Raw genomic sequence first — 25,150 nt, forward strand, 5'->3', positions numbered from 1 at the left:
AAGCAATGAAAAAGCCCTAAATTCCGACAGATTAAGGGTTTCTTAATCAGCTTTAGCCGAATAACCGAAACATGACGATTCCGGCGGCCACGGCCACGTTCAGCGACTCCGCTTGGCCCTTGATGGGGATGTAGAGGTTCCGGGTGGTCAGCTGTTGCAGGTCCGGCGCCATGCCGTTCCCCTCGTTGCCCATCACGATGGCCCCCGTCGTCACGGGATCCACGTTGCGGTAGTCCTGTGCCTGTGGGTCCAGGTTCGTCCCGTAGACCGGCAAGTGCCGGGCTGTAAAGGCCTGAATCCACTGGTGCAGGTCGGCTTCCACGACCTCCACGTGAAATTGACTGCCCTGCATGGCGCGCAGCACCTTGGGCAAATACCGGCTCGCACTGCCGAGCCCCAGGACCACGCCCCGTAACCCGGCCGCATCGGCCGTGCGGACCATGGTCCCGATGTTGCCGGGGTCCTGGACCTGGTCCAGGAACAGCCAGCCGCCCTGGACCGTTTGCGGGTCCAACACGTCGTCCGCGGCGATCGGCATCGTGGCGAAGATCCCCTGGGGGGTGTTCGCATCGCCGATGGTCTTGGCGATGCTCTCGGTCAGCTCAAAGGTCGGTGCGGTCGCCGGCAGGTCCGCCGCGTGCGCCGCCAATTGCTCGGCCGTTCCCATGATGGCCGTGACCGGCTGGTGGGCCAGCAAGGCCTCGTGGACCAGGTGCCACCCCTCTAATAGGTACGACTGGGTCGCCTGACGCCCCTTCTTGGTGGTTAAGGCCCGCCACTGCTTCACCCGTTTATTCTGACTCGACGTAATCTTTTCTCGCACGATGACCGCTCCTCATGATTGAATTTGTCCGCATTCCGCGGGATTGCGACCGCGCTTGATTCGCAGTCGGCCGCTCCCGCACAGAACGTGTAGGTTTATCCCTAATTCTACCATATCCTTGCCCCCCCAGGGCGCTTTCGCGGTATGATGGAAGAAAACTTGAAAGGAGACTGAGGCTTTTGCAAACCCGTCGTTACCTGATCTCCGGTCGGGTCCAGGGTGTCGGCTTTCGCTGGGCCACGACCCAGCTCGCCCGGGAGCTGCACGTGACCGGGACCGTCCAGAACCTGGCGAGCGGCCAGGTCGCCGTCGTGGCCAGCGCGACCGCCACTGTTCTGGAACGGTTCCAACACCGGCTCCACCACGTCAACCCCTGGGCGCACGTCGAACGCATCGACGTCGACGACCTGCTGACCCACCACTTTGCTGACTTTCGGATAATTAATTGATAAATCGCCCTAAATCAAGTAATATATTGAATGTTCACGGCGATTTCGCCGCATGGGAACGGTCACGTTTCTATTGTTATTTTTATAAAGGGGTTCATGAATTTATATGAAAATTTCTAAAAGATTTTCGGTCACCGCATCGCTCGCCAGCCTTGCGCTGCTGCTGAGCGGTTGTGTGCAGACCAAGAACGGGAAACCGTACGGCTTCGTCTACGATTATCTCGCCGTTCCCGGTCAACACGTGATGGACTGGCTCGCCAACATTTTCGGCGGCAGCTACGGCTGGGCCATCATCATCTTAACGGTGATCGTCCGGATGGTCCTGCTACCCGTCATGGTCAAGCAGATGCGCGGCGCCACGGTCCAACAGGAAAAGATGTCCATGGTCCGGCCACAGATGCAGGAGATTCAAAAGCGGCAAAAGGCGGCCAAGACCAAGGAAGAACAGGCGGCTATCAGTCAGGAAATGATGACCCTGTACCGGAACAACGGCATCAGCATGACCGGTGGGATCGGTTGCTTACCGCTGCTGATTCAAATGCCAATCTTCGCGGCGTTGTACGCGGCTATTCGCTACTCACCCGAATTGTCTAAGGCCGTCTTCATGAACATCCCCCTGGGGAAGTCCAGCTGGATCCTGGCAATTCTGGCCTTTCTTTCCTACCTGTTGCAGGGTTACCTCTCCATGTTGGGGATGCCGGATGACCAAAAGAAGCAGATGCGCTACACGCTGCTGATGTCACCCGTGATGATCCTGTTCTTCACCATGAGTTCCCCGGCCGGACTGGGGTTGTACTTCTTCGTCGGTGGGTTGTTCGCCTGCCTGCAAACGTTGATCATCAACTTCTACCGTCCCCGGATTCGGCGTGAGATCAAAGAAGAAATGGAAAAAATGCCCAAGCCCGCTCCCGTGACGCCCGCTAAGCCGGTCGCCCCGAAGCAGGTCAAGGCGCAAGTCACGAAGACCCACAAACAAAACCGCAACCGAAACGCTGGTAAGCAACAACACCACCGTCGGTAATGATTCGTTAGACGAGCACCCCGCGGGGCGCTCGTCTTTTTTTGAAGACCCGGTGTGAGCCATGCCGGCATTCAGCAAAACCAACTAAAAACAGGAAGGAAGTTCTCATTGTAAGAACCGCCTCCCTGTTTTTGATTGCCTTGTGCGGGCGATCCCGTCCGCGCAAGGCGCTTCCCTTCTACTAGCGAAGGTGCAAGCGTTTGGCGACGCTCTGCAGGCTCCCATGGTAGTAGCGGGGAGTGTACCCCGTACGCTTCAGGCGCCCGTGCCGTTTCACGAAGGTCTCGGTCACCCAGCGCGCCTTGGGGGCATTGGGCTGGATGGCCCGTTCGTATGCGCGAATCTGGTACTTACCATGACCCAACGACCGGTAACGCAGCTTGTGGTACCCCATCCGGGGATTGCCCCGGCCCTGACTGACCATCTTGTGCGCCGAGATATGAAAAGTGTCCCAACCGGGATCCACCTTCTGCGCGGCATACCAGCTCCACGACCCCCGTAAGGCCTTGGGCGTCCCGGCATGCCAAGCCGCGGCCTCCGCCGTCAGCGACGTGCTGCCGATGCTCACGACCATTAACGCCGTTAAAATCCCCGTTATGTATTTTCGCATGTGACCGTCTCCTTCCAGATAATTGCCTACTATCATGGTTATTAGTGTACACTGTCGCGGGGACCGCCGCTTGCCGGACCACTCGCCCAACCGAAAAAAGACAAAAATAAGTCACTAAAAACGCCCCGGCCTCCCCGCCTCAGAAGTGAGACGGCGCCGCGACGCTTTTTTGACTTATTTTGGTGAATCCTCTGGTTGATCCTTCGGGGTCGGATCTTCCCCCGAATCATCTTCCATCAGGTTCGAGTGGATGATGCCCGGAACATCGTTATTGGCCGCTTGGACCAGCTCCTTCTTTTCGGTCAACCGCTTGGCGGTCTGGTCGGAAAGAATCGGCAACGAGATGCGGAAGACGGAGCCGTGGCCCACCGCGCTTTCGATGGTGATGGACCCGTGATAGCCCTCAATCAACCGTTTGGCAATGGCTAACCCGAGGCCGTTACCGCCCTTGGTACGTGAACGGGCCTTATCGACCCGGTAGAACCGGTTGAAGACCCGGTCGCGGTTGGTTTGGGAAATCCCTTCCCCGAAGTCTTGGACCGCGATCTCCACGTTCCGTGAATCCCGTTCGTAGGTCAGGTGGACCTCCTTACGGGTGGTCGAGTACTTCACGGCGTTATCCAGGAGGATGATCAGGATCTGTTCCAGATGGTTCCGGTAGATCTGCGCCTGAATCGACTGATGCACGTCGTCATCCAGGATAAAGACGAAGTCCGGATGAATCATCTTGAAGTTGTCGTAGACCTGAGTGACCACCTCGGTGACGTCGGTGACCTCGTTGGTGAAGGTCACCTCGATCTGTTCGGCCCGTTGCAGGTCCAACATCTCTTGCACCAGACTCTTCATCCGCTTGGTCTCCTGCAATGAAACCTGAATCGACTCGTTCAAGACCTCGGGATCGTCCTTGCCCCAGCGATCCAGCATCTCCATGTGACCCTGGATAATCGCCACCGGCGTCCGCAGCTCGTGGGAAACGTCCTCGACGAACTGCTGTTGCTGGTCGATGTAGCGCTGCGTGGTATCGATCATATCGTTGAGTAGCTTGGTCAGATCGCCCAACTCGTCGTTACGCTTCGAGACCGGGACCCGCTGATCGGTCTGCGGGTCGTCCCTGACCGCGTGGATGGTGTCCCGGATGGCGTCCATTGGGCGAAGCAGGAACGAGGCCAGAATGTAGCTCAGGACGGCCGCGGCAAGTGCCGCCATCAGTCCCAAGACAATAACGACCTGTAGTAAGCGTTCCTGTGTCTCGTGGTAATCCTGCAGGTTATCCACGACCTGCACGTACCCGATGATCTGGTTGCCCTGCTTAGCACGAATCGGCGACCGGCCGATCAAGCCGGTCCCCCGCTTGGTCTGCTGGGTCACGATGCGCTGTTGGTAGACGCGGTGAAACGGCGTCACCGGCGTTTCCCGGCTATTAAAGAGGAGGTTGCCCGCCTTATCGTAGATGGTAACGGTTTGGCTGTCCCGCGCCAGACTGGTCACCACCGCGTTACTGTACGGTGCGGTGTGGGTCTTCGTCTGCTTGTTCGCAATCGGTACGGATTGGGGCCGCAACAGGCTCGCCACGGTCTGTCCGGTCAGTTCCCGCTTCTGGCTGTTTAATTTTTCGACGACAACGTTTAACGTATCGCCCACATGGGTCCGCTCCTGTTGGAGGAGGACCGTCATGAAGCTATTAAAAATCAGGAGTGTGATCACCGTAAAGATGACCAGCACGGCTCCGGCCGTGGACAACGTCCATTTCCACTTTAAAGAAAAGCGAAAGGGACGTTTCCCGGTCGCTTCCGGCGTTTCCGTCAGGCTGGATTGGGAAGTTCTCACGACCGCATCACGTACCCCGTGCCTCGTACCGTCTGAATGTAACTCTTCTGGCCGGGCACATCAATTTTATTCCGCAGGTACCGGACGTAAACGTCGACCACGTTGGTCTCGACCTCGGACTCGTATCCCCAGACCTTGGTCAAGAGGACGTCCCGGGCCAAGACCACGTTGACGTTTTCCATCAGGGCCAACAGGAGTTCGTACTCCCGCTTGGTCAGGTTGATGACTTCGTCGCCCCGCCGCACGATCCGGTTTTCCTTTTCAATCGTGAGGTCCTTGAACTTCACGGTCGTCTGCTTGGTACTCTTCTGTTCACCTTCCAGGTGGATCCGCCGCAGCAAGGCCCGCACCCGTGCCAACAATTCTTCGATGGCAAACGGCTTGACGATGTAGTCGTCAGCCCCGTGGTCCAGTCCGGAGACCCGGTCGATCACGGAATCCCGCGCCGTCATCATGATGATGGGCGTGCTCTTGACCTCACGAACCCGCCGTGCGACCTCGATACCGTTCAGTTCGGGCAGCATCAGGTCCAGCAAGATCACGTCGAAGTCCTGGGACAACGCCGCCTCTAGTCCGGTCCGACCGTTAAATTGAACGTTGGTTTCGTAGCCTTCGTGCTTTAATTCCAGCTCAACGAAGCGAGCCAGGTTTTTTTCGTCTTCAATAATTAAAATTCGACTCATTACTCTTTAACTCCTCTAGGGCGATTTAGCTGTGCTCGTTCGGCACCAGCCGTGCGGTGCCACTGGCACCCGTAGTTCATTCCAATATTTAATTTTATCATATTTCATCCCCCTTGTGCGGCTTTTGCCTCACCTCGTTGCGGATTAATGATGGTCTCCCGAAAAAGTCAGCCGCCACATGCAAACAACCGGTTGCATACTTAGCGGTTGTGCTTAATGAAAAATTAACTAGTGGTTACTTTCACATTGTAAGGAGGCCTGCAACTGCGCCGTTAAGCGCTAACATCACCCTTTAATCCGATTACAAAAAAGATTATTTTTGATTTTGTGTAAGAATTCACTTGTATTTGTGAAATTTTTAAGTATACTGAGCGTTGTAGATAAATAAGAAAAGGGGTTCTTTTCATGAAAGCTGCTGTAATTCGCGACTCAGTTGATGGATATGTTGATATTAAGGATGTAACGCTTCGCCCAATCACCCACGGGGAAGCCTTAGTGAAGATGGAATACTGTGGACTCTGTCACACCGACCTGCACGTGGCCGCTGGTGACTTCGGGAAGCAACCCGGCCGGATCATCGGTCATGAAGGGGTCGGCAAGGTTATCCAAGTCGCCGACGACGTTAAGAACTTAAAGATCGGCGACCGGGTCTCCATCGCTTGGTTCTTCAAGGGCTGTGGCCACTGTGAATACTGCCTGACCGGCCGGGAAACGCTTTGCCGTAACGTCCTGAACTCCGGATTCACCGTTGACGGGGCCATGGCGGAAGAATGCATCGTGGACGCCAACTACGCCGTTAAGGTGCCAGATGGATTGGATCCCGTTGAAGCAACGTCTCTGACCTGTGCGGGTGTCACGATGTACAAGGCCTTGAAGGTCGGCGAGACCAAGCCTGGCCAATGGGTCGAAGTCGTGGGTGCCGGTGGTTTAGGTAACCTGGCCGTTCAATACGCCCACAACGTCTTCGGGGCCCACGTGGTTGCCGTCGATGGGAACCCTGACAAGCTGGAAGCTGCCAAGGAAAACGGTGCTGAAGTGCTGATCAACCGGCACGACGGTGACGTGGCCGAACAGATTCAAAAGAAGGTCGGCGGGGTCAACAACGCCCAAGTCACGGCCGTAACGGCGGAAGCCTTCACCCAATCCGTGAACGCTTTGCGCCCAGACGGGAAGTTAGTCGCCGTTGCCTTGCCACAAGGGAACATGGAGTTGAACATCGCCAAGACTGTCCTGGATGGTATCTCCGTTCAAGGTTCTCTGGTCGGCACGCGCCAAGACTTAGCCGAAACGTTCCAATTCGGTGCTGAAGGCAAGGTTCACCCAATCGTCAAGACGCGTCGTCTGGACGAAGTGAACGACATTATCGACGAAATGAAAGCTAACAAGATCGTTGGCCGGATGGTCGTCGACTTCACCAAGTAAGCGTCCCTTAATTAAAGAAGTGATCCCGGTTGGCTGCGGCTGATCGGGATTTTTTTCACATTATTTCAAAAACAAGCTCCTCCCCCTCCCAAATATGACGAGTCTTACTTTTTTCATCGGTTAACGTCTTGCTTGTGTATGTCAAGGACGGTTATAAATGTAAGTTTATCGTGGTTGACCGTCCAAAACCTACATTTTATAACCGCCTCGTGATAACCCCCAAAAGCGAAAATGACAGGTGACGTAAAAATACAGGAAAGCTGAGATTTCCTACATTTATTACGCTACCTGTCATTCTTCCCATAACTATCCTTAGCACAAAGACACGTTAACAATCACTTTATCAATAGACTTCGAAAAAATTGCTTTATCAATACCCCCAATTTTATTTATACGAAAATTTGAAGTATTTTTCTGATTCATATAATCACCAACCATCTCAATCCAAACAATATATTCACCACACTATATTTAACTGGAGAAAATGTTTGTAATGCTAGTTTCATAACTATCCACGCTATCTTTTAGCTGCCCTTCCTCTATCTATCTTGTGTATTAACACGCTCCCCCACCTAACCAAACCACAGAGGTCCCCTCACCCCCTAAAGTGTGCTACCACCGACCTAAAGGAGATTTTAACATGAGTGTTAAGGGAAAAGTCGTCGTCATTACCGGGGCCTCGTCGGGAATCGGCGCCGCCACGGCGAAGAAGTTAGCGGATCACGGGGCCCGGCTCTTTGTCGGGGCGCGACACGCCCAGCCCTTGCAGGACCTGGTCACGACCGTTCAAGCCGCGGGCGGGACCATCGCCAGTCAACCGGTGGACGTCACCCAGGAAACGTCGGTCAAGGCGTTTATCACCGCCGCTCACGCCCACTATGGCCGGCTCGACGTCGTCTACAACAACGCGGGCATCATGCCCAACTCACCGCTCAGTGAGGGCCGGGTCGCCGACTGGGAGGCCGCCTTTCAGGTCAACGTCATGGGGGTCCTTTACGGCATCGCCGCGGCCCTGCCCATCATGAAACGGCAAGGGTTCGGCCAATTCATCGCGACCGACTCCAACGCGGGCCACGTGATCAACCCGAACGCCGCGGTCTACGCCGGTACCAAGTTCGCCTTACGGGCCATCATGGATGCTCTGCGGCAGGAGGAAGGCCCCCACATGATTCGTTCGACCATGATCTCTCCCGGAAACGTCACCACCAATCTCTGGCAGTCCGTGGGCAACACCGGGCTCCAACAGGCCGTCCGCCAACGCGAGGCTGCCATCGGATTACGTCCCGAAGACGTGGCCAACGCGGTGCTCTACGCCATCGACCAGCCCGAGGACGTGGGCATCGACGAAATCTTGTTGCGCCCCACGGTCCAACAGAATTAACGCCATAAGACCTACGATTCGGCGACCCACGCTAATTGGGGCCGTTTCGCCCAACCTTGAAAAGGCTTCAAAAACGGACCCGAGACGTGTGTCTCCGGTCCGTTTCTGCTATCCCGCAGGTTCTTCAATTAATTTCAACCGGTGCAACCAGTCCTGAATCGCTGGGGCCGTCACGCTTCCGGCCGCGACTACGCGTCCGTGCGCCAACACCACGACCTGGTCGGCCGCCGCAAACAGGGCTGGGTCATACTGGTGAGTCACCACGGCCCACCCGCCAGGAAAATCATCCGCAATCACGCGGCCCATGTCTCGCGCGGTTTGCGGGTCCAGTCCCGTCAAGGGCTCGTCGAGGATCGTCCACTCGCCCGAGTGCAGCAAGACCCGTGCCAAGGCCAACCGATGCCGTTCCCCACCAGACAGGACGTGGCCCTGCCGGCTCACCCGTTGCTGAAGTCCGGCCGGTGTCGCGTACGCCGTCAACCCCACGCGTCGCAGGACCGCCATTAGTCGCTCCGGGGAAATTGCCGGGTCAAATAGCGTCAGATTATTCGCGATGGTGGTATCAAAAATCAGGCTGTCCTGCGTGAGGACCCCAATGTGGGCGGCTAGGTCGCTCGACGCGTAATCCGTGACCGAACGGCCGTTGACCCGCAGTGTTCCGGTGATGGGGGTCTCCCCCGAAAGCGGGAGGGTCAGTAACGTCGACTTGCCACTGCCGCTTGGCCCCACGATCAGGGACCGCTGCCCGGCTCGCAACGTGAGGGTCACTTGGCGTAACACCGCCCGATCGGCCACGGTCAACGTCACATTTTGGTAGGCCACCTGACGCACGGTCCCCAACTGGGCAAGCGCCAGTTTCTCCGGGGCGGCCGCTAACCGTTGCCGCAACAACGCGGCCGCCGTTCGGCCCCCCACCACGTCGCTGAGGAGCCCGGCGGCCGACTGAATCGGTTCGCTGATGAAGATCATCAGCTGTGAGAACGCCACGAGTTGCCCCAGCGTGATGGTTCGATTCATCACGAAGTAGACGCCGCTAATCCAAGTCCCCAGGTACAGGAGGTTATCCAGGAATTGGCTCACGCCCCCGACCGCCTTTCGCGTCCGCTGGTCCTGATCCTGCGCCCGCAACAGCCGCCGACTCTGCTGGCGGAACAGGGCCTGTAACCGCGCTTGCACGTTAAACAGCTGAATGGTCCGCAACCCCTGCGTTGCGTCCTGCAACTGCCGCGTCACCGCCTGTGTCTGCGTCAAAACCTGCTGTTTATTGTCCTTTAGCCGGCGCCGCTGCAGAAACGGCAGCCCCAGCCCCGGCAGGCACAGCAGGACGATCAGCAGGCTCAAAACGGGTTTGATCATCACCGAGACGCCCAGTGCAATGCCAAACTGCCACAGTTGAGCGTAGGCGTTCACACTTCCCTGCAGGTAATCCGACCGAAAAATAGCTAGCGTCGCCGTCATCTCGTTATAGTACCCGGTCGTGGTCCTCTGTTCGTCGTGCGTCACGCCGGTGGGTTGCCGGAACAGCGCCGCTAACAGACGCTCCCGGACGCCCGTCACGATTCGGTTCAGGGTGACCTGTTCCAGATAGGCCCGCACGAAGGCCATCAGGGCGTCCACCACGATATACCCCGCGACCAACGCCACCAACCAGCCATACGGCCAGTGGCTCTTGCCCGTGGCCGTATCCGTGATCAGCTGTAATAACGTCGAGACCGCGATTTCCACGGCCGCCGCCAGCGGAATAACGATGGCTAGGACGAACACGGACCCCCGGGCAAGCCCCCAAAATTTTCGATTGACCATGTTGTGAACCTCCAGCATAAGATTAAAATAGTTTAATAATATTTTAATCTTATACTTACTTTGACACAAGGGCCGTCTGGTCGGGCGGCCGATGAACAGACGGCACAAAAAAACTCCCAGAAGCCGCGGACTTCATGGGAGTTTTTTATTTAAGGTTAGTTGTTTGCAGTTTCCTTTGCAACGACCTGACGGCCATCGTAGAAGCCACAGCTAGGGCAAACCATGTGAGACTTACGAAGTTCTCCACAGTTTGGGCATGGCGTCAAACCAGGGACATTCAACTTAATGTGACCCCGACGCATACGCTTTTTCGTCTTAGACGTTTTCCGTGCTGGTACAGCCAAAGAAAACACCTCCTTTAATTAAAATTATCCACTAGTGAAAAAATTTTTAAGGCTTACAAAGTGACTACTTATCATCCTGATCAGGGAAGAAGTCTTTTAACTTTGCAAGACGTGGATCAACTGTTTGATGTTCCGCCTCGACCTTTGCGAGGTCCGCTTCCTTGACGACTTGCCAATCTTGGCCTTCCGGCATCGCGGCTCCTTGCTTTTCAGCGTCGGACAGAATGTGCATCGGAATCTGCAGGATGATGTTATCACCCACGGCCTTATCGAAATCGATAACGTCGTCCGTGATCACCATCACGACATCGGTCTTCTCAAACCGTTGTGTCGCGGCAGGATCCGATACGTAGTACTCCGTCATCTTAAAATCGACGGGTAAGTCAACCGGTGCTAATGACCGGCTCGACGGAACGGTTAGGTCCGCCTTGACCTGGGCCACCACGACGACGTCCCCCTCACCGACAACGGACACAAGGCCCTTTACCTGAACGGGACTGAGATCTAAGACCTCATCACCGTAACGTTCCATCAGATCCGCCTTCAACTCAAGCGTCTGATCAAACTGTAACGGCTCGCTGCGATGGTTCTTGCGTAACTCGGTCAACGACCATTTCATCGTTATTCCCTCCAATGCAACGTGATAAATTATACCTGTCAAGCGAAATGATGTCAAGGTAATTTCCTTGATAGTCTGGCAGAATCCGGGAACATCACGGGAATTCGGCCATAATCCTGGTCAATTCCCGTGATCAGCGTGCGCACGGCCCCCGCGCGGTCGTCCAGAGCGCCCACGCCCCGCTGCCAATCGCGGTCGGCCCGACTCACCAACGGCAGGCCGACCGATTTTTTAATCTGGTGCAGATACGCGCGGCCGGTGGCGTTGTACCCCAGGACCCGCAGGTAACGGGGCCCCGTCAGCATCTCGGCCGGCTTGGCCTGTAGCAGGACCGCGGTGGCCTGGCGCTGCAAGCGGGTGTACGTGTACCGTTTGGTCTTGACGGCGTGCATAAAGCCGGCGAACGTCGCGGCCGGCAGCGCGGCCCTTTTCAGGCGGTATTCGATGCCCTCGCTCAGCTGATACAGCTGATGCAGGTCCGCCACGTCGCTACTGACCAGCTGGTACCGCAGCAACGGCCAAAAGTCGGCCCACGCGGTCAACTGATCGCGCTGGAGCCGCTCCAGGGTCGTCGCCGGCACCACGGCCGCTAGCTGCGCCCAATCCCCGGCCAGGGCCGCCGTTCGAATCGCGGTGGCGCTGGCAAATTGGCCCGTCGCGGCGATCGTCGCATCGTTATGCTGGCTCCCCTTTCGCTGCAGGGGCAGCAGCGTCAACGGGTCACCCTGCCGTCGGTTCGCCAGCGCGTAGAAGAAGCCCAGGATGTCGTTAGCGGCGTTCAACGTGATGCCGGTCTGGGACTGCAGGTACCCCTGAAACAGGCTGGCATAGGTCTGATCAAAGCGTTTAAAGGTCATCGGGTCGCTAGGCAGGTGGGCCATCAACCGGTCGTAATCGAGATCCGGATGTTCGGTCCCAAACGCCAACCACCGACACCCGGCGGCGGCTAGTAGCTGCACACCGCCCGCCGCAAAGAGGTGCGCCGGTTGCAGGGCACTGCTGGTCGGCAGTTCCACCACCAGGTCGACCCCGCCCGCGACGGCGGCCGCCGCCCGTTGCCACTTGTCCAGTAACGCGGGCTCCCCGCGCTGGACCCAGTTGCCGCTCATCGCGGCCACCACCACGTCGGCGCCGGTCAGTTCCCGCACCCGGCGCACCTGATAGGCGTGGCCATTATGAAAGGGATTATATTCGGCAATAATGCCGGCTGCTGCTAACGTCATGGCTACGCCTCCCGCGTGACCTCAAAGAACCACCGGGTCGTGTCGGGTGCGACCTCGGCCGCACCAAAGTCGGCACTCACCCGTTTCAGCGTGAGACCGGCCTCTTGCAGCGCCTGCCGGTAATCCGCCAACGGATAGGTCCGCTCGTGGTGCAGTTCCGTCACCTTGTGGTAGTTCTGGTCTTCCGTATCGTGAATGAAAAACGTCAGGTCGTGGTCCACGGCGTGCGGTTCGTCTTCGATCCCGTAGCTGGTCCACAGAAAGGCCCGGTCGTTATCGACATAGTTATACATGTAGCCCGGATAGACGTCATCGGTCTGATGCGGCGTGATCACGTCAAACAGGAATTGTCCGCCCACGTTCAAGTGGTCGTGCACCTGCTTGAAGGCCGCCGTGACCGTCGCCAGGTCCGGCAGGTAGCAGAAGGAGTCAGCAAAGCAGGTGATGGTCTGGTACCGGTCAATGGCACTCAGGTCCAACATGTCCCCGGCAAACAGTGGGAAGGTCACCTGGGCGTTCTCCGCGTGCTTAGCCGCTAAGGCCAGCATCTCCTCGGAAAGGTCCAGGCCACTCACGTCGTAACCCCGTTCGGCTAACTGGACGCCTAACCGGCCACTCCCACAGGCCAGATCCAACAAGGGCCCATCGGTGGGAGCGACACGGGAAGCGACAAAATCCAGCCATTGGTCGTACATGGCTGGATCGAATAAATCGTCGTATAACTGGGCGAAGGATTGATAAATCATGCTTCGGCTTCGACCCATTGGCTCAGGTCGACGGTTGGCGCGTCGGACCAGAGCTTTTCAAGGTTGTAGTGGGCCCGTTGTTCTTTCTGGAAGACGTGGACCACGACGTCACCCAGGTCGATCAAGATCCAGTTGGCGCCATCCTTTCCTTCGACGTCGCGAATCGCAACGTCGTTTTCGGCCATCTTGTCGATGATCTCATCGGCAATCGCCTTGACCTGCCGACTTGAATTGGCTTCCATGATCAGGAAGTAATCCGCCATCAGGCTGACCTTTTGCATGTCTAAAGCGGTGATCTCTTCGGCCCGCTTGCTTTCGGCGGCCTTGACCGCGATTTCTAATAATGCTTTGCTTTCCAAATTGTGAGCTCCTCTCAAACTGTTGGATAACGTTGAATCCAAGCGTTATACGTCATAATCGACTTCGGGTAGACCGGCTTATCCTTGGCCACCAGGTACTGAAGCGTGTGCTTCGCCTGAAAGGCCACGCCCAAGCCCAGTTCCTGTTCCGTTAACTTTCGGGCCTGTTCCACACCGGGAAAATCCCGGGCCGGCTCGATGTAATCGGCCATGTACACGATCTGTTCCAACTTCGTCATGTAGACCGCCCCGGTCGTGTGGTGCCGCACGGCGTTCAAGATGTCCTCATCGGTAATCTTGAGCTCGCGCTTCACGAATTCGGCCCCGACGACCCCGTGCCAAATCGCGTTGCCGTAATTTAACAGGTCGGGATCCATGTCGTACGCCCGAATGGCCGCCTCAAAGTCTTCAGCGGGCCGTTGCTTGGCGTAATCGTGGACCAATCCCGCCACGCTGGCCTGTTCAACGTCCACGTCGTTGGCCCGTGCCAGCGCCATGGCCGTGTGCTCGACCCGTTGTACGTGGGCGAAGCGCTTAGGCTTCAGCTGTTGACTGATCTGCGCCAACAGCTCATCGCGCGTGCCGGGGAACCAGTGTTGGGTATAGTTGATCTCAGTCACGATATAACAGATGCTCCTTTATATATAAATCGACCATTGTCGGCACCAGGTAGCGCACGGATTGCCCGCGGCGAACCTGTTCCCGGACCAGCGTGGAACTGATCCCGATCTGGGGCACGTCGACCCAGAGGACCGGATACGGCGACTCGTGGCTGTAGCCCTGCCGACAAACGCCGACGAACTGCACCAACTTGATGAGGTCGTTGATCCGGTACCATTTCGGCAAATACGCCACCATGTCGCCACCAATGATGAAGTAATATTGATTCTCGGGGTGCTGTTGGGTCAACTGCAGCATCGTATCGTAGCTGTAGCTGCGGCCACCCCGCGTCACCTCGGTTAATTCCAACGCAAACCGCGGGTTATCCGCAATCGCTGCCTTGACCATCGCCACACGGTCCTTCGCCGGGATCGTCAACTTGCGATCCACGTGCGGCGGCTCCGCGTCCGGCATGAACAAGACTTGATCCAAGCCCAACTGGGTTGCAACCTGATCCGCAATCACCAAGTGTCCCAGGTGGGGCGGATTAAAAGTTCCCCCAAGAATGCCGACTCGGCGTTTCTTGGCCGTGGCCGCCATCTCCGTAGCGACCTTCGTACTCGTGCGTTCTAAGATCTTTACCACGACTGCTGAACCTCCCTACATGTCTTCAACCACCGTTGAGAATCGTTGATTTTCGGTGTCCGTGGCCGGCCGATAGAGGACCAAGACCCGTCCAATCGTTTGTACGACCTGAATGTCGGTGTTGTCTTCGATAAAGTCCTTGGTTTCAGCGACCGTCGCCTCAGCGCTTTGCTGCAGGTTGATCTTGATCAGCTCCCGCTTTTCCAAAGCACCGGTCAGCTGGTCCAACCAAGTGTGCGTTAACCCGTTCTTCCCCACGGAGAAGATAGGCCGCATGTTGTGGGCTTGTGCCCGTAAGTAACGTTTTTGTTTGCCTCGTAACAAATTATTTTCCTCCAAAGTCGTTAAATCATTGCGCGTCGTAACAGGACACCCACACCATCGGGCGCCCACCCGGTCACGTTGACACCGGCGGGCACCGTGATCCAGCCCAGGCCTTCGAAGACCAGGTCGCTCTTGGCCGTGGTCTTGAACTCGTGAGCCACCAGTGGTGGGAAGTCCGCAGCATTCTCAGCCTGGGGCGGCGTCAGCAGCTGTCCCAGTTGCCGTTGCCGGAAGTCCTCGGCGTTCTCTAGCTTGGTCCGGTGAATGTACAGGTTGTTCTCGAAGTAGGCGGTGAAGCCGGTCTTCGGGCCCTTCACGTAGTCGAACCGGGCCACGCCCCCCAAGAAGAGGGTCTGTTGGTCGTTCAACTGGTAGACCTTCGGCTTGATCTGCTTTTGCGGCGTCACAATCTTGAGGTCCTTCCCCGTCAGGTAGTGGGCCATCTGTTGGTTTTGAATGATCCCGGGCGTGTCGACCAGGACGTGGTCGTCATCTAACGGCAGTTCGATCTTGTCCAACGTGGTTCCTGGGAACCGCGACGTCGTGATCAAGTCCCGCACCCCGGTGTTTTGCCGGATAATTTGGTTAATTAACGTGGACTTGCCCACGTTGGTCACCCCGACCACGTACACGTCCCGGTCACCCCGGTACTTGTCGATCAGCGTCAATAGTCCATCGACCGACTGGTTGGTCTTGGCACTCAGTAGCGTCACGTCGATGGGCCGCAAACCGGCCTCGTTGGCGCGTTGCCGCAGCCAATCTTGAAGCTTGCTACGCTTCAACGAGCGGGGCAGCAGGTCTTCCTTGTTTCCCACCAGCAGAATCGGGTTATCCCCGACGAACCGGTGCAGACCGGGAATCACACTTCCGTTAAAGTCAAAGATATCCACGACGTAGACGATCAGCGCGTTGGCGTCTTGAATCTGGGTCAACAGGTTCAAGAAGTCGTCGTCGGTCAGACCGACGGGGACGATTTCATTATAGTGCCGCAAACGGAAACACCGTTGGCAATACACTTCGTTGGTTTCAATCCCCTTGTTCAGGGCCGACTGCGGGGTGTACCCCGGCGCCGTTTTATCCGTCGTTTGAATCATCGCGCCACAACCAATGCAGCGTAACGGTTCCCCATCAACTAAGACGGGTTCAGTGTGTTTTTCGTTCATTTAAATCCTCCTGCCAAGTTAAGTTCGGGTAAACGTGCCGCAAGCGCCACATCACCACTTTCTCCAACAACCGGTTGCCCTTCGTGATCCAGGCATCCGATTTAATGATGGGCTTGACCAAGACGCTGCGAATCCCACTGTTGTGGGCCGCCCATACGTCGGTCAGCAACTGATCCCCCACCATGACCACCTCGTCGGCGCGAAAATGCCACCGGCGCAGGGCCCGTTTGAGCCCCCACGATAGCGGCTTGAGCGCTCGGTGAATGTAGGGCAAATGGAACGGCGCGACCGCTCGGTCAACCCGCTGACGACTGTTGTTGGAAACCACGATGACCTGGATTCCTGCGAGCTCTAAAAGATTGAGCCAGTGACGCAATTCGGGCGTTCCGTCCGGATTGTTCCAGGCAATCAAGGTATTGTCCAGGTCGGTCAAGACCGCCCGGATTCCCTGCGACTTTAAGTCGGCGGGGGTTAAATCATAAATGTTCGTAACCATCCACGTGGGTTTAAATCCAGCAACCATGCGGGTGACTCCTCCCTTCGTCCAGATGCCGTAACGGCATATCTAGCACTACATTATACGCAATATTCCATCTTTTTGCCACCCATGCCATCGCGGTGTTCGGGCTCACTGACGGTCATGCCCACCGCATACCGGCGTAATGGCTAAAAAGTTTGGGCCAAAAGTCTCAGTACGCATCCTGCTAGTTGAAATCAGCCGAAACTGGCGCTGGCCTCCGCTCAACACCGTCCGGCAGCTAACCGCCCTTTGCCCCACTCCCGATGGATAAAAAAAGACTCCGCTGAAAGTCAGCGAAGTCCTGTTCATCGACTGAATTAAGCAGCCAATGCTTGCTTAGCTTGGTCAGCTAATGCCGTGAAGGCAGCAGCATCGTTTACAGCTAAGTCGGCTAACATCTTACGGTTAACGTCGATGTTGGCTAACTTCAAACCGTGCATCAACTTGCTGTAGCTCAGACCGTTCATCCGGGCTGCGGCGTTGATCCGGGCAATCCAAAGCTTGCGGAAGTTCCGCTTCGTTGCCTTACGGTCACGGAAGGCGTATTGACGGCCCTTCATGACTTGGTCCTTAGCAACCTTGAACAAACGGTGCTTAGAACCCCGGTAACCCTTAGCTAACTTTAAAACTTTCTTACGACGTGCGCGTGTAACAGTACCGCCTTTTACTCGTGGCATAATCTTTTCCTCCTAAATCAATTCAAACATTATGGCGACGATCTTCTCGTCAACCCGAAATTTTAACGACCGAATTACTTTTGTAATAAACTCCGGTAAGTCTTGATAGTCGTTTCGTTCATCATCCGGGTCCCACGAAGGTTCCGGCGTTGCTTCTTGGTCTTACCGTGGAAACGGTGAGACGTGTAAGCATTGGCACTCTTGATACCGCCCTTAGCAGTTACTTTGAAACGCTTAGCTGCGGCGCGGTTAGTCTTCATCTTTGGCATAGTACGAAAAATCCTCCTTAAGTTGACCGCCGAAGCGGCCACAATCAATCCTTACTTTTTCTCAATGGGTGAGAGCATCAAGAACATGCTCCGACCATCCATCTTTGGCCGTTGTTCAACCGTTGCGACGTCAGAAGTCTCTTCCGCCATCCGGTTCAACACCTCGCGACCAATGTCTTTATGGGTAATGGCCCGACCCTTAAACCGAATCGATACTCGTACCTTTTCACCCTTGGTCAAGAACTTCTTAGCGTTCTTCAACTTAAAGTTAAAGTCGTTGGTATCAATGGTTGGGCTCAGACGCACTTCCTTAACACTGACCACTTTTTGCTTTTTCCGCGCTTCGCGTTGCTTCTTCTGCAACTCGAACCGGTACTTCCCGTAGTCCATAACTTTGGCTACTGGTGGCTTCGCTTTCGGTGCAACCAAAACTAAATCGAGGTTGGCGTCTTCGGCGATCTGCAATGCGTCCCGCTTGGACTTGATTCCTAATTGGTCACCGTTATCGGCAATCAAACGGACTTCGCGTGCGCGAATCCCCTCGTTGACAATCGTGTCGTTTGCTATGGTAATCCACCTCCAAAATAATCTTGAGAATCACATGAGACAAAAAATGCGGGAACCTTTGATGAAAATCAAACGGCTCCCGCAAGAAATTCCATCATGGAAGACGGAATTAACGTGCATATCCAGCCCGGTAACGAACGTCACAAGGCGAGAAGCGGTAGCCTCTGCTTAATTTCTCAACTCATCTATCATATCAGGGCCGACAGAAGATGTCAACCGCTGATTTTTAAAGGGGCCATTTAATCGCCGGCGGTCGTCAGCCACGGGCGGCAACTGGTTACCCGCCGCGCATTGAGGACGATCTTCCGGGCAAGAAACAGCCAGCCGGCGGACACCGACTGGCTGTTTTCCTTGAGACACGGTCGTCATCCGCGCCGCGTCCTGCCAACCAGCAGTGCGAGCGCGTGATTCGTCACCACGTTAGTCTTGGTCTAACTTCTTTTCGACCTTGCTTTCCTCACCGGAGGCATCGCCCTCACGACTGTAGGATGCAATGTCGGCTAAGATTTCCTTCATGAAGGCGTCGCTGCTCATCGAGGTTGCGTCGTCTTCCCCGTACTTCCGCACGGACACACTGTGGTTGGCGACTTCTTGTTCCCCAACGACCAACGTGTATGGAATCTTGTGCGTCTGGGCGTCCCGGATCAGGTAGCCCATCTTTTCGCCACGCTTGTCGACGTTGACCCGAATGTCCGCTGCCTTCATTTCGGCAGCCAGCTTGTCGGCGTAAGCCCCGTGCTTTTCTTCGGAAACGGGGATAATCGTGACTTGCTTAGGTGCCAACCAGGTTGGGAAGGCTCCCTTGTAGATTTCAGTCAGGTAAGCGGTGAAGCGTTCCATCGTGGAAACCAACCCACGGTGAATCATGACTGGACGGTGTTCCTCACCATCGGCCCCAACGTAGTGCAGGTCGAAGCGTTCAGGCAACATGAAGTCCAATTGGATGGTCGACAACGTTTCTTCGTTCCCCAGGGCCGTCTTGGTTTGGACGTCCAGCTTAGGACCGTAGAAGGCAGCTTCCCCTTCGGCTTCAACGTAGTCCAAGCCGAGGTCATCCATGGCACCCTTCAACATGGTTTGCGCCTTGTTCCACATCTCATCGTCATCGAAGTACTTTTCGGTGTTCTTCGGATCACGGTAGCTTAACCGGAACGTGTAATCGTTGATATCGAAGTCGGCGTAAACTTGAACCATCAGCTTCAAGATGCGCTTGAATTCGTCTTGAATTTGGTCAGGTGCAACGAACGTGTGACCATCGTTCAAGGTCATTTCACGAACCCGTTGTAACCCGCTCAGGGCACCGGACTTTTCGTAACGGTGCATCATCCCTAATTCGGCGATCCGCAATGGCAGTTCCCGGTAAGAACGGATGTGGTGGTTGTAGATCTGAATGTGGCTTGGGCAGTTCATTGGCCGCAATTCCAACATTTCGCCATCACCCATGTCCATTGGTGGGAACATGTCTTCACGGTAGTGGGCCCAGTGACCGGATTGCTTGTACAGGTCCAGGTTGGCCAGAACTGGCGTGTAAACGTGTTGGTACCCGTTCGCAACTTCCTTGTCAATGATGTACCGTTCGATGGTCCGCCGAATCGTGGCCCCATTTGGCATCCAGTAAGGTAACCCGGCCCCGACCTTCGGATCAACGAAGAACAGGTCCAATTGGTTCCCGATGACCCGGTGATCGCGTTCCCGTGCTTCTTGACGCTTCTCCAGGTCCGCCTTCAAGTCGGCTTCCTTGTAGAAGGCCGTCCCGTAGATCCGTTGGAGCATTGGGTTCGAGGACTTGCCTTGCCAGTAAGCACCGGCAACGGACAACAGCTTGAATTGCTTAACGTCCTTGGTCGTTGGCAACTGGGCGCCATCGCTCAAGACTTGGTAATCGCCAATCTGTAAGAATGGGACGCTGTCGCCATCGAGTGCGTTGATCAATTCCGTACTGAATTGGTCGCCCTTAACGGCGGCTAAGGCGTCGGCCTTGCTCAGGGAAATCCGTTGAATGTCCAGCTTGTCCTTGGCTAACTTTTCGATCACAACGGCCAAAGCATCCAATTCATCGACGCTGACTTGTTGGTCGTCCTTGTCGGTATCCACGTAGAAGCCGTCCTTGTCGGCACTGACTTCGCCCAGACGAATCGCTGGGAATTCCTTCTTCAACGCAATCCGCAATAAGGCTGCCGTGGTGTTCCGCAGAACCGTTAACCCGTCCTCGTCACTCTTAGTCACGATTTCGATGTCCCCGTCACCCTTCAGTGGGGTCAGGTAGTCGACCAGTTCACCGTTATACTTCGCCGCAACGGCTTTCTTGGCTAAACTGATTGAAATGGACTGTGCAACGTCTGCTGGCGTCGTCCCTTCGGCGAAGGCTTGTACCTTGCCGTCAGGGAACTTAACTGAAATTTCTGCCATGGTATCTATCTCCCTTATTTGTTTTAGGCGGTGACGCAAAAAATCCCCAGCATCCAATAAGGACACTGGGGACGTCAATTTTAACGTGGTTCCACCCGATATTCATCACGAGTCTACGCCCGTGATCTCTAATCGTTGATAACGGAACGGTCCGGCCGAAAATTAACCTTTCGACGGCTGCGAAAGCGGTAATGCCGGTGAGCGTTTAAGCGAGCTTCCAATCTAGGCTCCCTCTTCCTGGAAACGTCTGCACCACCATCGTGTCTTTCGTCATGGCTTTTATAATGGCTTCATGGACTATTAAACACTGGTGATGGTCACTTGTCAAGCACTCGCGTTCATTTTTATTGTGGTCGGCGGTTCACACCAATCATGGTGATCTCGCGTGCTAAGAAGCGAATCCGCTGCATCAAGCGCTGCGCCTTTAAGGGCTCGTCATCCCCCCGCGACGACACGCGCAGGTGTTCGTTCTCTAACTGGGCCATCGAGAAGTTCGAGCTGAAGAAGGTCGGTAGTTCCTCTTGCATCCGGTACTCCAGGATGACGCCGAGAATATCGTCGCGGACCCAGGCCGACATCGCGTCGGCCCCAATGTCGTCGATCATCAGGACCGGCGCCTTCTTAATGGCCTCCAGTTTGTCGCCGACTCCGTTCTGGGCAATGGCGTTCTTCATTTCGACCGCCAGACTCGGAAAGTGAACCAGCGTGCTGGAGAAGCCGTCGTTGGCCAATTGATTGGCGATGGCCGCCAACAGGTAGGTCTTCCCCACCCCAAAGCTGCCGGCCAGGTACAGGGCCTGGTGCCGCCGATGGGGACTGGCCTCGTAGGTCTCGATAAAGTCGTAGGCCGCCATCAGGGCTTCCATCCGGGATTCGTCGTGGTCAAAATCATCCAGTTGGGCGTTGCGAATATCCTTGGGCATGGCAATCGACCGTACGCGCTGCCGGAGCTGCTGCTGGGCCTGCTTCTCCTGGGTCGCCTGCGTCGGCACGTACGCCACGTCGATCAGGTGATTGGAGACGATCAGCTGCGGTTCGTACCCCGCCGCAAAGGTCTCGCCCCCCTGGGCCACCTTCGCCCGTTCGGTGACGTACTCGTAGAGCTTGGCCGCCGAGCGGTCTAGCACGTCCGGGGCCAGCTCACTCTGGTGCTCGTGATAAAACGCCTGCACCTGAGGGTCCGCGTAAACCTTTTCCATCAGTTGGCGGTAGTTCGCGGTCAAATGGCGTTGGCTCATTAACTGTTGCATGGCTTTACTGACATCTTCCATTTAAGACTCCTCCTTTCCTGGGTGTCGTTGCTTAAAGCGCGCGATTCGCGCGTTGATAGCTTGCTTTTGCTTGGATGATAACTTTTGATCGACCGGTTGTTGGGCCTGAGGCGTCTTCTTCGCCCAGTCTGGTAAGGTCTCCTTGACCGTGGGCGCATTGCGCCGGTTCTGCCGCGACCGCGGGCGACTCGCCGCCTGCTGCCGCTCCCGAATCTTGGCAATGGCCTGTTCCGGCGTGGCCACCTTGGCCTTGCTCCAGTCGTTGGCAATCGTGTCCAGCAGGGCCTTATTGAGCGTCGGCCGGTCTTCATCGACCAGCACGTGGTACACCATCAGATTCAAGACGCTGGTCGGAAACAGGTGCCGTCCCACCAGATCACGAATGACCCGCTGTTCGCCGTCCGTCACGAAGCCCCCGGTCTTTTGCTTGATGGCCTGTAAGAAATTCGCGGGAACCGTCTCGCTGGCCAGCTTGATCAGGGCTTGCTGGGCACTGTCCGTTCCCGCGGTCGACGTGCTCGCAGCCGGGGTAACCGGCGCCGTCGAACTGGCCGCACTGACCGGTCGTCCCCGGTGCTCCTGGCCGAACCGTTGGGCAATCAAGCGTTTGAACTGCTCGGGGTCGAATTGGTTGGTGGCCAGGTTCGTGGCCTCCCCGATATAGTGGGCGAGCGTCAGCTCATCCAGCCCGTAAGTCGTGTGCTCCGTGAGCAACAACTCGCGGTGCGGCTGGACCGATTTCAGCTCGACAAAGGACCGCCGCAGGATCTCGCCTAGCAGGTGAAAGTCGAAGTCGCTGGTCGGCGCCAGCTCGGGCCCCGACGCCTCCGTGGAAAGGGTCTGCCGACTGGTCGTGACCGCCGTGGGCAGGTGACTCAACTCATCGCCGTCTACGTGGAACACGTCTAAGAAGTTCTTGGTGATGTTCTCCTCGTCCGCCGCCGACGTGACCTGCGTGGCCGTGGTCGTGACCAGGTCCTGATAGGTCTCTTCTCCCAGGACATCCAGGAGTTGCACGCTGAGCAGGTCGTCACGAAAGAACCGCGCGGGGACCAATGGCGCGTGCAGGGTATAGCAAAAGGTCGTTAAATCGTTTTCCTGCTTGACCGTGGTGGTCAGCAGGCCGGTCGCCTCTAAGCGCAACCGGGCTGCATACAGGTGTGCTAGATCCACCCCCAACGCCGCTAGCAAGCGGCCGTGCCGGTGCAGGCGACTGCGCTGAGGGAGCCAAAAGAGACCGCTAAAGAGCCCTGCGGCCAGCGGTCCGATAATTGGTTGATAGAGTTGGGTCAGCGTTTGCCAGCTTTGATCGGTCAAGCGGTCGGCCAGCCGAACGACGAACCCCGTCTTGGGGCTCAATTGGTGCCATGAGTCCTCCATCCCCTACTTCGCCTCGCTTTGATCTTTCGATGCCGGGTTATCCGGGTCATCGTGGTGTTCCTTGAGTTTATCTTTGTCTAGAATATCCTTGAGTTCGTTGAAGAAGACACCGGTATCCTTAAATTGCCGGTAGACGCTCGCAAAGCGGATGTAGGCGATCTCGTCAACGTCGACCAACCGGTTCATGACGTACTCACCGATCACCTGACTGGAGATCTCGTTGACCCCCAACGCGCGGATCTTGTTCTCGACCTCGTCGACGATCTGGGTCATGGCGTCCATGCCTACCGGGCGCTTCTCGGCCGACCGAATGATGCCCCGGAGAATCTTCTCCCGGTTGAACTCTTCGCGAGTCCCGTTCTTCTTAATTACCAAGAGCGGCGTCACTTCGACGCGCTCAAACGTTGTGAACCGAAAGCCACAGCTCTCGCACTCACGACGGCGGCGAATCACACGACCGTCAGCAGTCGGTCGACTGTCGACGACGCGGGACCCATTGTGATGACAGTGCGGACACTGCATATTGGTCACCTCATTTTAACTGATTCGTTTTTCCAAATTTATTCGTGTCAAGCCATTTTACCACTTGTTGGCGCGTTTGGGTAATGTCGCCGTCGTTATCGATGACCACGTCGGCCAGCGCCACCTTCTGGTCTAACGGCCATTGCCGGTCGATGCGGGCCTGGGCATCGGCGGCCGATAGCTGGTTACGGGCCATCAGCCGGGCCTTCTGGTGGGCCGCCGAGGTGGCGACCACCATGATGTGGTCCACCAGGTGCTGCAGGTACCCCACCTCAAAGAGCGTCGGTGCATCGATCACCACGACCGGGACCCGTTTCGCGCGGTAGTCCGCCAAATGCCGGCGAATCTCCGCTTGGATCAGGGGCGTGGTGATGGCGTCCAGGCGTTCGAGCTGGTCGGGGTGGTGAAACACCAGTTGGCCCAAGCGGTGCCGGTCCAGCGTCCCATCGGCCTGCAGGTACTCGGACCCAAAGGTGGTCGTAATGGCCTGCAGTCCCGGCGTTCCCGGGGCCACGACGACCCGGGCCAGCGTGTCGGCGTCAATGATGGGAATCCCCGCTTGACGGAGCCACTCGCTGACCGTCGACTTGCCCGTCGCGATGCCCCCGGTCAGTCCCCAGACCTCAGTCATTGTCCAGGACCCCCTGCGCATCGGGCGGCAGCGGCTGACAGTGCGGACAGAAGTGGGTCCCCCGTTGGGCCACCTTGATCTTCACGATCTCGGTGCCACACCGTTCGCAGGGTTCACCCTCGTGACCGTAGACGTGCAGGTCGTTTTGAAAGTGCCCCGCATCCCCGAAGGCCGTCGAGAACGAGTGCACGGTGGTCCCGTGCCCCGCAATCGCCTTTTGAATCTCCTGAATGATGTTCTGCCGCAGCGTCTCCAGCTGCTCCTCGGTCAGCGTATCGACCGGGGTCAACGGGTTGATCTTCGACAACCAGAGCACCTCGTCGGCGTAGATGTTGCCCAAGCCGGCGATGCGCGATTGGTCTAATAGAAACGGCTTGATGATTTTGTGGGACTTCCCGAAGATTTGGCGCATGTAGGCCAACGTCAGCGTCTGTTCGGTGGGTTCCGGCCCCATCTTCGCCAACGACGGCAGGGCCGCCGCCTCGGTCCCGGTCGGCACCAGCCGCATCCGGCCGAACTTGCGGGTATCGGTGTAGCGCAGCTCGCGCTGGTCGGTCAAGTGGAAGATGACGTGGGTGTGCTTGGTTACCGGGCTGCCCTCCGGCTGCACGTCGTACTTGCCCTCCATACGGAGATGGGAAATCATCGTGAGGTCGCCACTGAACCGAAACAGCAGGTACTTGCCCCGCCGATCAATCTTTTCGATCTTGCGGCCAATCAGTTCGGCCGTAAAGACCTCGGCGTCCGGGGTGACCATCTTGGGGTACAGGACCTCCACGTGGTCAATGGTGGCGCCCTGGACCAGTTGGGTCAGCCCCCGGCGCACCGTTTCAACTTCTGGTAATTCTGGCATGTTATCGCC

Annotated in this window: 28 protein-coding genes; 4 read left to right on the forward strand and 24 right to left on the reverse strand. The window is 56.6% G+C overall.

The features are described 5' to 3' along the window. Positions 1–52 precede the first annotated feature (52 nt). Entirely contained in the window at positions 53–823 is a 771-nt protein-coding gene (locus tag FD37_RS11915; RefSeq protein ID WP_045806745.1) for a TrmH family RNA methyltransferase, read from the reverse strand. A 179-nt stretch (positions 824–1,002) separates the two neighbouring features. Between FD37_RS11915 and FD37_RS11920 the strand changes: the two genes are divergently transcribed. Further along, the gene (locus tag FD37_RS11920; RefSeq protein ID WP_045806746.1) at positions 1,003–1,272 is read left to right on the forward strand and encodes an acylphosphatase; all 270 of its coding nucleotides are present in this window, start codon (positions 1,003–1,005) and stop codon (positions 1,270–1,272) included. A gap of 106 nt (positions 1,273–1,378) precedes the next feature. Beyond that, positions 1,379–2,293, forward strand: coding sequence for a membrane protein insertase YidC (gene yidC, locus FD37_RS11925; protein WP_056965427.1), 915 nt, complete (start codon positions 1,379–1,381; stop codon positions 2,291–2,293). A gap of 181 nt (positions 2,294–2,474) precedes the next feature. Here the strand turns inward: yidC and FD37_RS11930 are convergent, their stop codons facing one another. The 3 genes from FD37_RS11930 to FD37_RS11940 form a co-directional block, all read right to left on the reverse strand. Next, positions 2,475–2,903 (reverse strand): hypothetical protein, encoded by a 429-nt coding sequence (locus FD37_RS11930; RefSeq protein ID WP_045806748.1) that lies wholly within the window; start codon positions 2,901–2,903, stop codon positions 2,475–2,477. A 174-nt stretch (positions 2,904–3,077) separates the two neighbouring features. Continuing rightward, positions 3,078–4,730 carry a HAMP domain-containing sensor histidine kinase gene (locus FD37_RS11935; protein ID WP_225436300.1) on the reverse strand — a complete coding sequence of 551 codons (1,653 nt, stop codon included), beginning with the start codon at positions 4,728–4,730 and terminating at the stop codon, positions 3,078–3,080. Continuing rightward, positions 4,727–5,413 carry a response regulator transcription factor gene (locus FD37_RS11940; RefSeq protein ID WP_045806749.1) on the reverse strand — a complete coding sequence of 229 codons (687 nt, stop codon included), beginning with the start codon at positions 5,411–5,413 and terminating at the stop codon, positions 4,727–4,729. Before FD37_RS11940 ends, FD37_RS11935 begins: the two co-directional genes overlap by 4 nt. 405 nt (positions 5,414–5,818) lie before the next feature. Between FD37_RS11940 and adhP the strand changes: the two genes are divergently transcribed. Next, positions 5,819–6,835, forward strand: coding sequence for an alcohol dehydrogenase AdhP (gene adhP / locus FD37_RS11945; RefSeq protein WP_045806750.1), 1,017 nt, complete (start codon positions 5,819–5,821; stop codon positions 6,833–6,835). A gap of 640 nt (positions 6,836–7,475) precedes the next feature. Next, positions 7,476–8,216: an SDR family oxidoreductase gene (locus FD37_RS11950; protein WP_056965428.1), complete on the forward strand. Its 741-nt coding sequence runs from the start codon at positions 7,476–7,478 to the stop codon at positions 8,214–8,216. 108 nt (positions 8,217–8,324) lie between these two features. Here the strand turns inward: FD37_RS11950 and FD37_RS11955 are convergent, their stop codons facing one another. The 20 genes from FD37_RS11955 to mutM form a co-directional block, all read right to left on the reverse strand. Then, on the reverse strand, positions 8,325–10,019 hold the full coding sequence (locus FD37_RS11955) for an ATP-binding cassette domain-containing protein (RefSeq protein WP_056965429.1): 1,695 nt from the start codon (positions 10,017–10,019) through the stop codon (positions 8,325–8,327). Positions 10,020–10,174: 155 nt separating this feature from the next. Beyond that, positions 10,175–10,363, reverse strand: coding sequence for a 50S ribosomal protein L32 (rpmF, locus tag FD37_RS12680; protein ID WP_082605199.1), 189 nt, complete (start codon positions 10,361–10,363; stop codon positions 10,175–10,177). 64 nt (positions 10,364–10,427) lie between these two features. Next, a complete protein-coding gene (locus FD37_RS11960; protein ID WP_056965430.1) occupies positions 10,428–10,982 on the reverse strand; it encodes a DUF177 domain-containing protein in 555 nt (184 codons plus the stop codon). 53 nt (positions 10,983–11,035) lie between these two features. After that, positions 11,036–12,205 (reverse strand): nucleotidyltransferase, encoded by a 1,170-nt coding sequence (locus FD37_RS11965; protein WP_056965431.1) that lies wholly within the window; start codon positions 12,203–12,205, stop codon positions 11,036–11,038. 2 nt (positions 12,206–12,207) lie between these two features. Next, positions 12,208–12,951 (reverse strand): class I SAM-dependent DNA methyltransferase, encoded by a 744-nt coding sequence (locus FD37_RS11970; protein WP_056965432.1) that lies wholly within the window; start codon positions 12,949–12,951, stop codon positions 12,208–12,210. Beyond that, positions 12,948–13,310 carry a ribosome silencing factor gene (gene rsfS / locus FD37_RS11975; protein WP_045806755.1) on the reverse strand — a complete coding sequence of 121 codons (363 nt, stop codon included), beginning with the start codon at positions 13,308–13,310 and terminating at the stop codon, positions 12,948–12,950. The genes FD37_RS11970 and rsfS overlap by 4 nt, the downstream gene beginning before the upstream one ends. A 14-nt stretch (positions 13,311–13,324) precedes the next feature. After that, positions 13,325–13,933 carry a bis(5'-nucleosyl)-tetraphosphatase (symmetrical) YqeK gene (yqeK, locus tag FD37_RS11980; protein ID WP_147007678.1) on the reverse strand — a complete coding sequence of 203 codons (609 nt, stop codon included), beginning with the start codon at positions 13,931–13,933 and terminating at the stop codon, positions 13,325–13,327. After that, positions 13,923–14,510: a nicotinate-nucleotide adenylyltransferase gene (locus tag FD37_RS11985; RefSeq protein ID WP_225351213.1), complete on the reverse strand. Its 588-nt coding sequence runs from the start codon at positions 14,508–14,510 to the stop codon at positions 13,923–13,925. Before FD37_RS11985 ends, yqeK begins: the two co-directional genes overlap by 11 nt. A gap of 60 nt (positions 14,511–14,570) precedes the next feature. Then, on the reverse strand, positions 14,571–14,879 hold the full coding sequence (gene yhbY, locus FD37_RS11990) for a ribosome assembly RNA-binding protein YhbY (protein WP_082605200.1): 309 nt from the start codon (positions 14,877–14,879) through the stop codon (positions 14,571–14,573). Positions 14,880–14,899: 20 nt separating this feature from the next. After that, positions 14,900–16,042 carry a ribosome biogenesis GTPase YqeH gene (yqeH, locus tag FD37_RS11995; RefSeq protein WP_056965434.1) on the reverse strand — a complete coding sequence of 381 codons (1,143 nt, stop codon included), beginning with the start codon at positions 16,040–16,042 and terminating at the stop codon, positions 14,900–14,902. Next, positions 16,023–16,565, reverse strand: coding sequence for a YqeG family HAD IIIA-type phosphatase (locus tag FD37_RS12000; RefSeq protein ID WP_056965435.1), 543 nt, complete (start codon positions 16,563–16,565; stop codon positions 16,023–16,025). Before FD37_RS12000 ends, yqeH begins: the two co-directional genes overlap by 20 nt. A 314-nt stretch (positions 16,566–16,879) precedes the next feature. Continuing rightward, positions 16,880–17,239 (reverse strand): 50S ribosomal protein L20, encoded by a 360-nt coding sequence (rplT, locus tag FD37_RS12005; RefSeq protein WP_045806760.1) that lies wholly within the window; start codon positions 17,237–17,239, stop codon positions 16,880–16,882. A 74-nt stretch (positions 17,240–17,313) separates the two neighbouring features. Continuing rightward, entirely contained in the window at positions 17,314–17,508 is a 195-nt protein-coding gene (gene rpmI, locus FD37_RS12010; protein ID WP_045806761.1) for a 50S ribosomal protein L35, read from the reverse strand. A 51-nt stretch (positions 17,509–17,559) separates the two neighbouring features. Beyond that, entirely contained in the window at positions 17,560–18,060 is a 501-nt protein-coding gene (gene infC, locus FD37_RS12015) for a translation initiation factor IF-3 (RefSeq protein WP_045806762.1), read from the reverse strand. Positions 18,061–18,495: 435 nt separating this feature from the next. Beyond that, positions 18,496–20,484 (reverse strand): threonine--tRNA ligase, encoded by a 1,989-nt coding sequence (gene thrS, locus FD37_RS12020; RefSeq protein WP_045806763.1) that lies wholly within the window; start codon positions 20,482–20,484, stop codon positions 18,496–18,498. Between the two features lie 344 nt (positions 20,485–20,828). Continuing rightward, positions 20,829–21,755, reverse strand: coding sequence for a primosomal protein DnaI (gene dnaI, locus FD37_RS12025; protein WP_056965436.1), 927 nt, complete (start codon positions 21,753–21,755; stop codon positions 20,829–20,831). Then, positions 21,756–23,135: a replication initiation and membrane attachment family protein gene (locus tag FD37_RS12030; RefSeq protein WP_056965437.1), complete on the reverse strand. Its 1,380-nt coding sequence runs from the start codon at positions 23,133–23,135 to the stop codon at positions 21,756–21,758. A 3-nt stretch (positions 23,136–23,138) separates the two neighbouring features. Beyond that, on the reverse strand, positions 23,139–23,657 hold the full coding sequence (gene nrdR / locus FD37_RS12035; RefSeq protein WP_045806766.1) for a transcriptional regulator NrdR: 519 nt from the start codon (positions 23,655–23,657) through the stop codon (positions 23,139–23,141). Positions 23,658–23,667: 10 nt separating this feature from the next. Next, positions 23,668–24,288, reverse strand: a complete 621-nt coding sequence (gene coaE, locus FD37_RS12040; RefSeq protein WP_056965438.1) for a dephospho-CoA kinase — start codon at positions 24,286–24,288, stop codon at positions 23,668–23,670. Continuing rightward, complete coding sequence (mutM, locus tag FD37_RS12045) at positions 24,281–25,141, reverse strand: bifunctional DNA-formamidopyrimidine glycosylase/DNA-(apurinic or apyrimidinic site) lyase (RefSeq protein WP_056965439.1); 861 nt, start codon at positions 25,139–25,141, stop codon at positions 24,281–24,283. Before mutM ends, coaE begins: the two co-directional genes overlap by 8 nt. Between the last annotated feature and the right edge of the window lie 9 nt (positions 25,142–25,150).

Origin of the sequence: Levilactobacillus spicheri DSM 15429 (assembly GCF_001435095.1) — a bacterium.
Lineage (GTDB): Bacteria > Bacillota > Bacilli > Lactobacillales > Lactobacillaceae > Levilactobacillus > Levilactobacillus spicheri.

Bases quoted from the DNA above. Each gene is read 5' to 3' on its own strand.
- yidC (WP_056965427.1), top strand. From the start codon at position 1,379: ATGAAAATTTCTAAAAGATTTTCGGTCACCGCATCGCTCGCCAGCCTT.
- FD37_RS11930 (WP_045806748.1), bottom strand. From the start codon at position 2,903: ATGCGAAAATACATAACGGGGATTTTAACGGCGTTAATGGTCGTGAGC.
- FD37_RS11940 (WP_045806749.1), bottom strand. From the start codon at position 5,413: ATGAGTCGAATTTTAATTATTGAAGACGAAAAAAACCTGGCTCGCTTC.
- adhP (WP_045806750.1), top strand. From the start codon at position 5,819: ATGAAAGCTGCTGTAATTCGCGACTCAGTTGATGGATATGTTGATATT.
- FD37_RS11950 (WP_056965428.1), top strand. From the start codon at position 7,476: ATGAGTGTTAAGGGAAAAGTCGTCGTCATTACCGGGGCCTCGTCGGGA.
- FD37_RS11955 (WP_056965429.1), bottom strand. From the start codon at position 10,019: ATGGTCAATCGAAAATTTTGGGGGCTTGCCCGGGGGTCCGTGTTCGTC.
- FD37_RS11960 (WP_056965430.1), bottom strand. From the start codon at position 10,982: ATGAAATGGTCGTTGACCGAGTTACGCAAGAACCATCGCAGCGAGCCG.
- FD37_RS11965 (WP_056965431.1), bottom strand. From the start codon at position 12,205: ATGACGTTAGCAGCAGCCGGCATTATTGCCGAATATAATCCCTTTCAT.
- FD37_RS11970 (WP_056965432.1), bottom strand. From the start codon at position 12,951: ATGATTTATCAATCCTTCGCCCAGTTATACGACGATTTATTCGATCCA.
- FD37_RS11985 (WP_225351213.1), bottom strand. From the start codon at position 14,510: ATGGCGGCCACGGCCAAGAAACGCCGAGTCGGCATTCTTGGGGGAACT.
- yqeH (WP_056965434.1), bottom strand. From the start codon at position 16,042: ATGAACGAAAAACACACTGAACCCGTCTTAGTTGATGGGGAACCGTTA.
- FD37_RS12000 (WP_056965435.1), bottom strand. From the start codon at position 16,565: ATGGTTGCTGGATTTAAACCCACGTGGATGGTTACGAACATTTATGAT.
- rplT (WP_045806760.1), bottom strand. From the start codon at position 17,239: ATGCCACGAGTAAAAGGCGGTACTGTTACACGCGCACGTCGTAAGAAA.
- rpmI (WP_045806761.1), bottom strand. From the start codon at position 17,508: ATGCCAAAGATGAAGACTAACCGCGCCGCAGCTAAGCGTTTCAAAGTA.
- thrS (WP_045806763.1), bottom strand. From the start codon at position 20,484: ATGGCAGAAATTTCAGTTAAGTTCCCTGACGGCAAGGTACAAGCCTTC.
- dnaI (WP_056965436.1), bottom strand. From the start codon at position 21,755: ATGGAAGATGTCAGTAAAGCCATGCAACAGTTAATGAGCCAACGCCAT.
- FD37_RS12030 (WP_056965437.1), bottom strand. From the start codon at position 23,135: ATGGAGGACTCATGGCACCAATTGAGCCCCAAGACGGGGTTCGTCGTT.
- nrdR (WP_045806766.1), bottom strand. From the start codon at position 23,657: ATGCAGTGTCCGCACTGTCATCACAATGGGTCCCGCGTCGTCGACAGT.
- coaE (WP_056965438.1), bottom strand. From the start codon at position 24,288: ATGACTGAGGTCTGGGGACTGACCGGGGGCATCGCGACGGGCAAGTCG.
- mutM (WP_056965439.1), bottom strand. From the start codon at position 25,141: ATGCCAGAATTACCAGAAGTTGAAACGGTGCGCCGGGGGCTGACCCAA.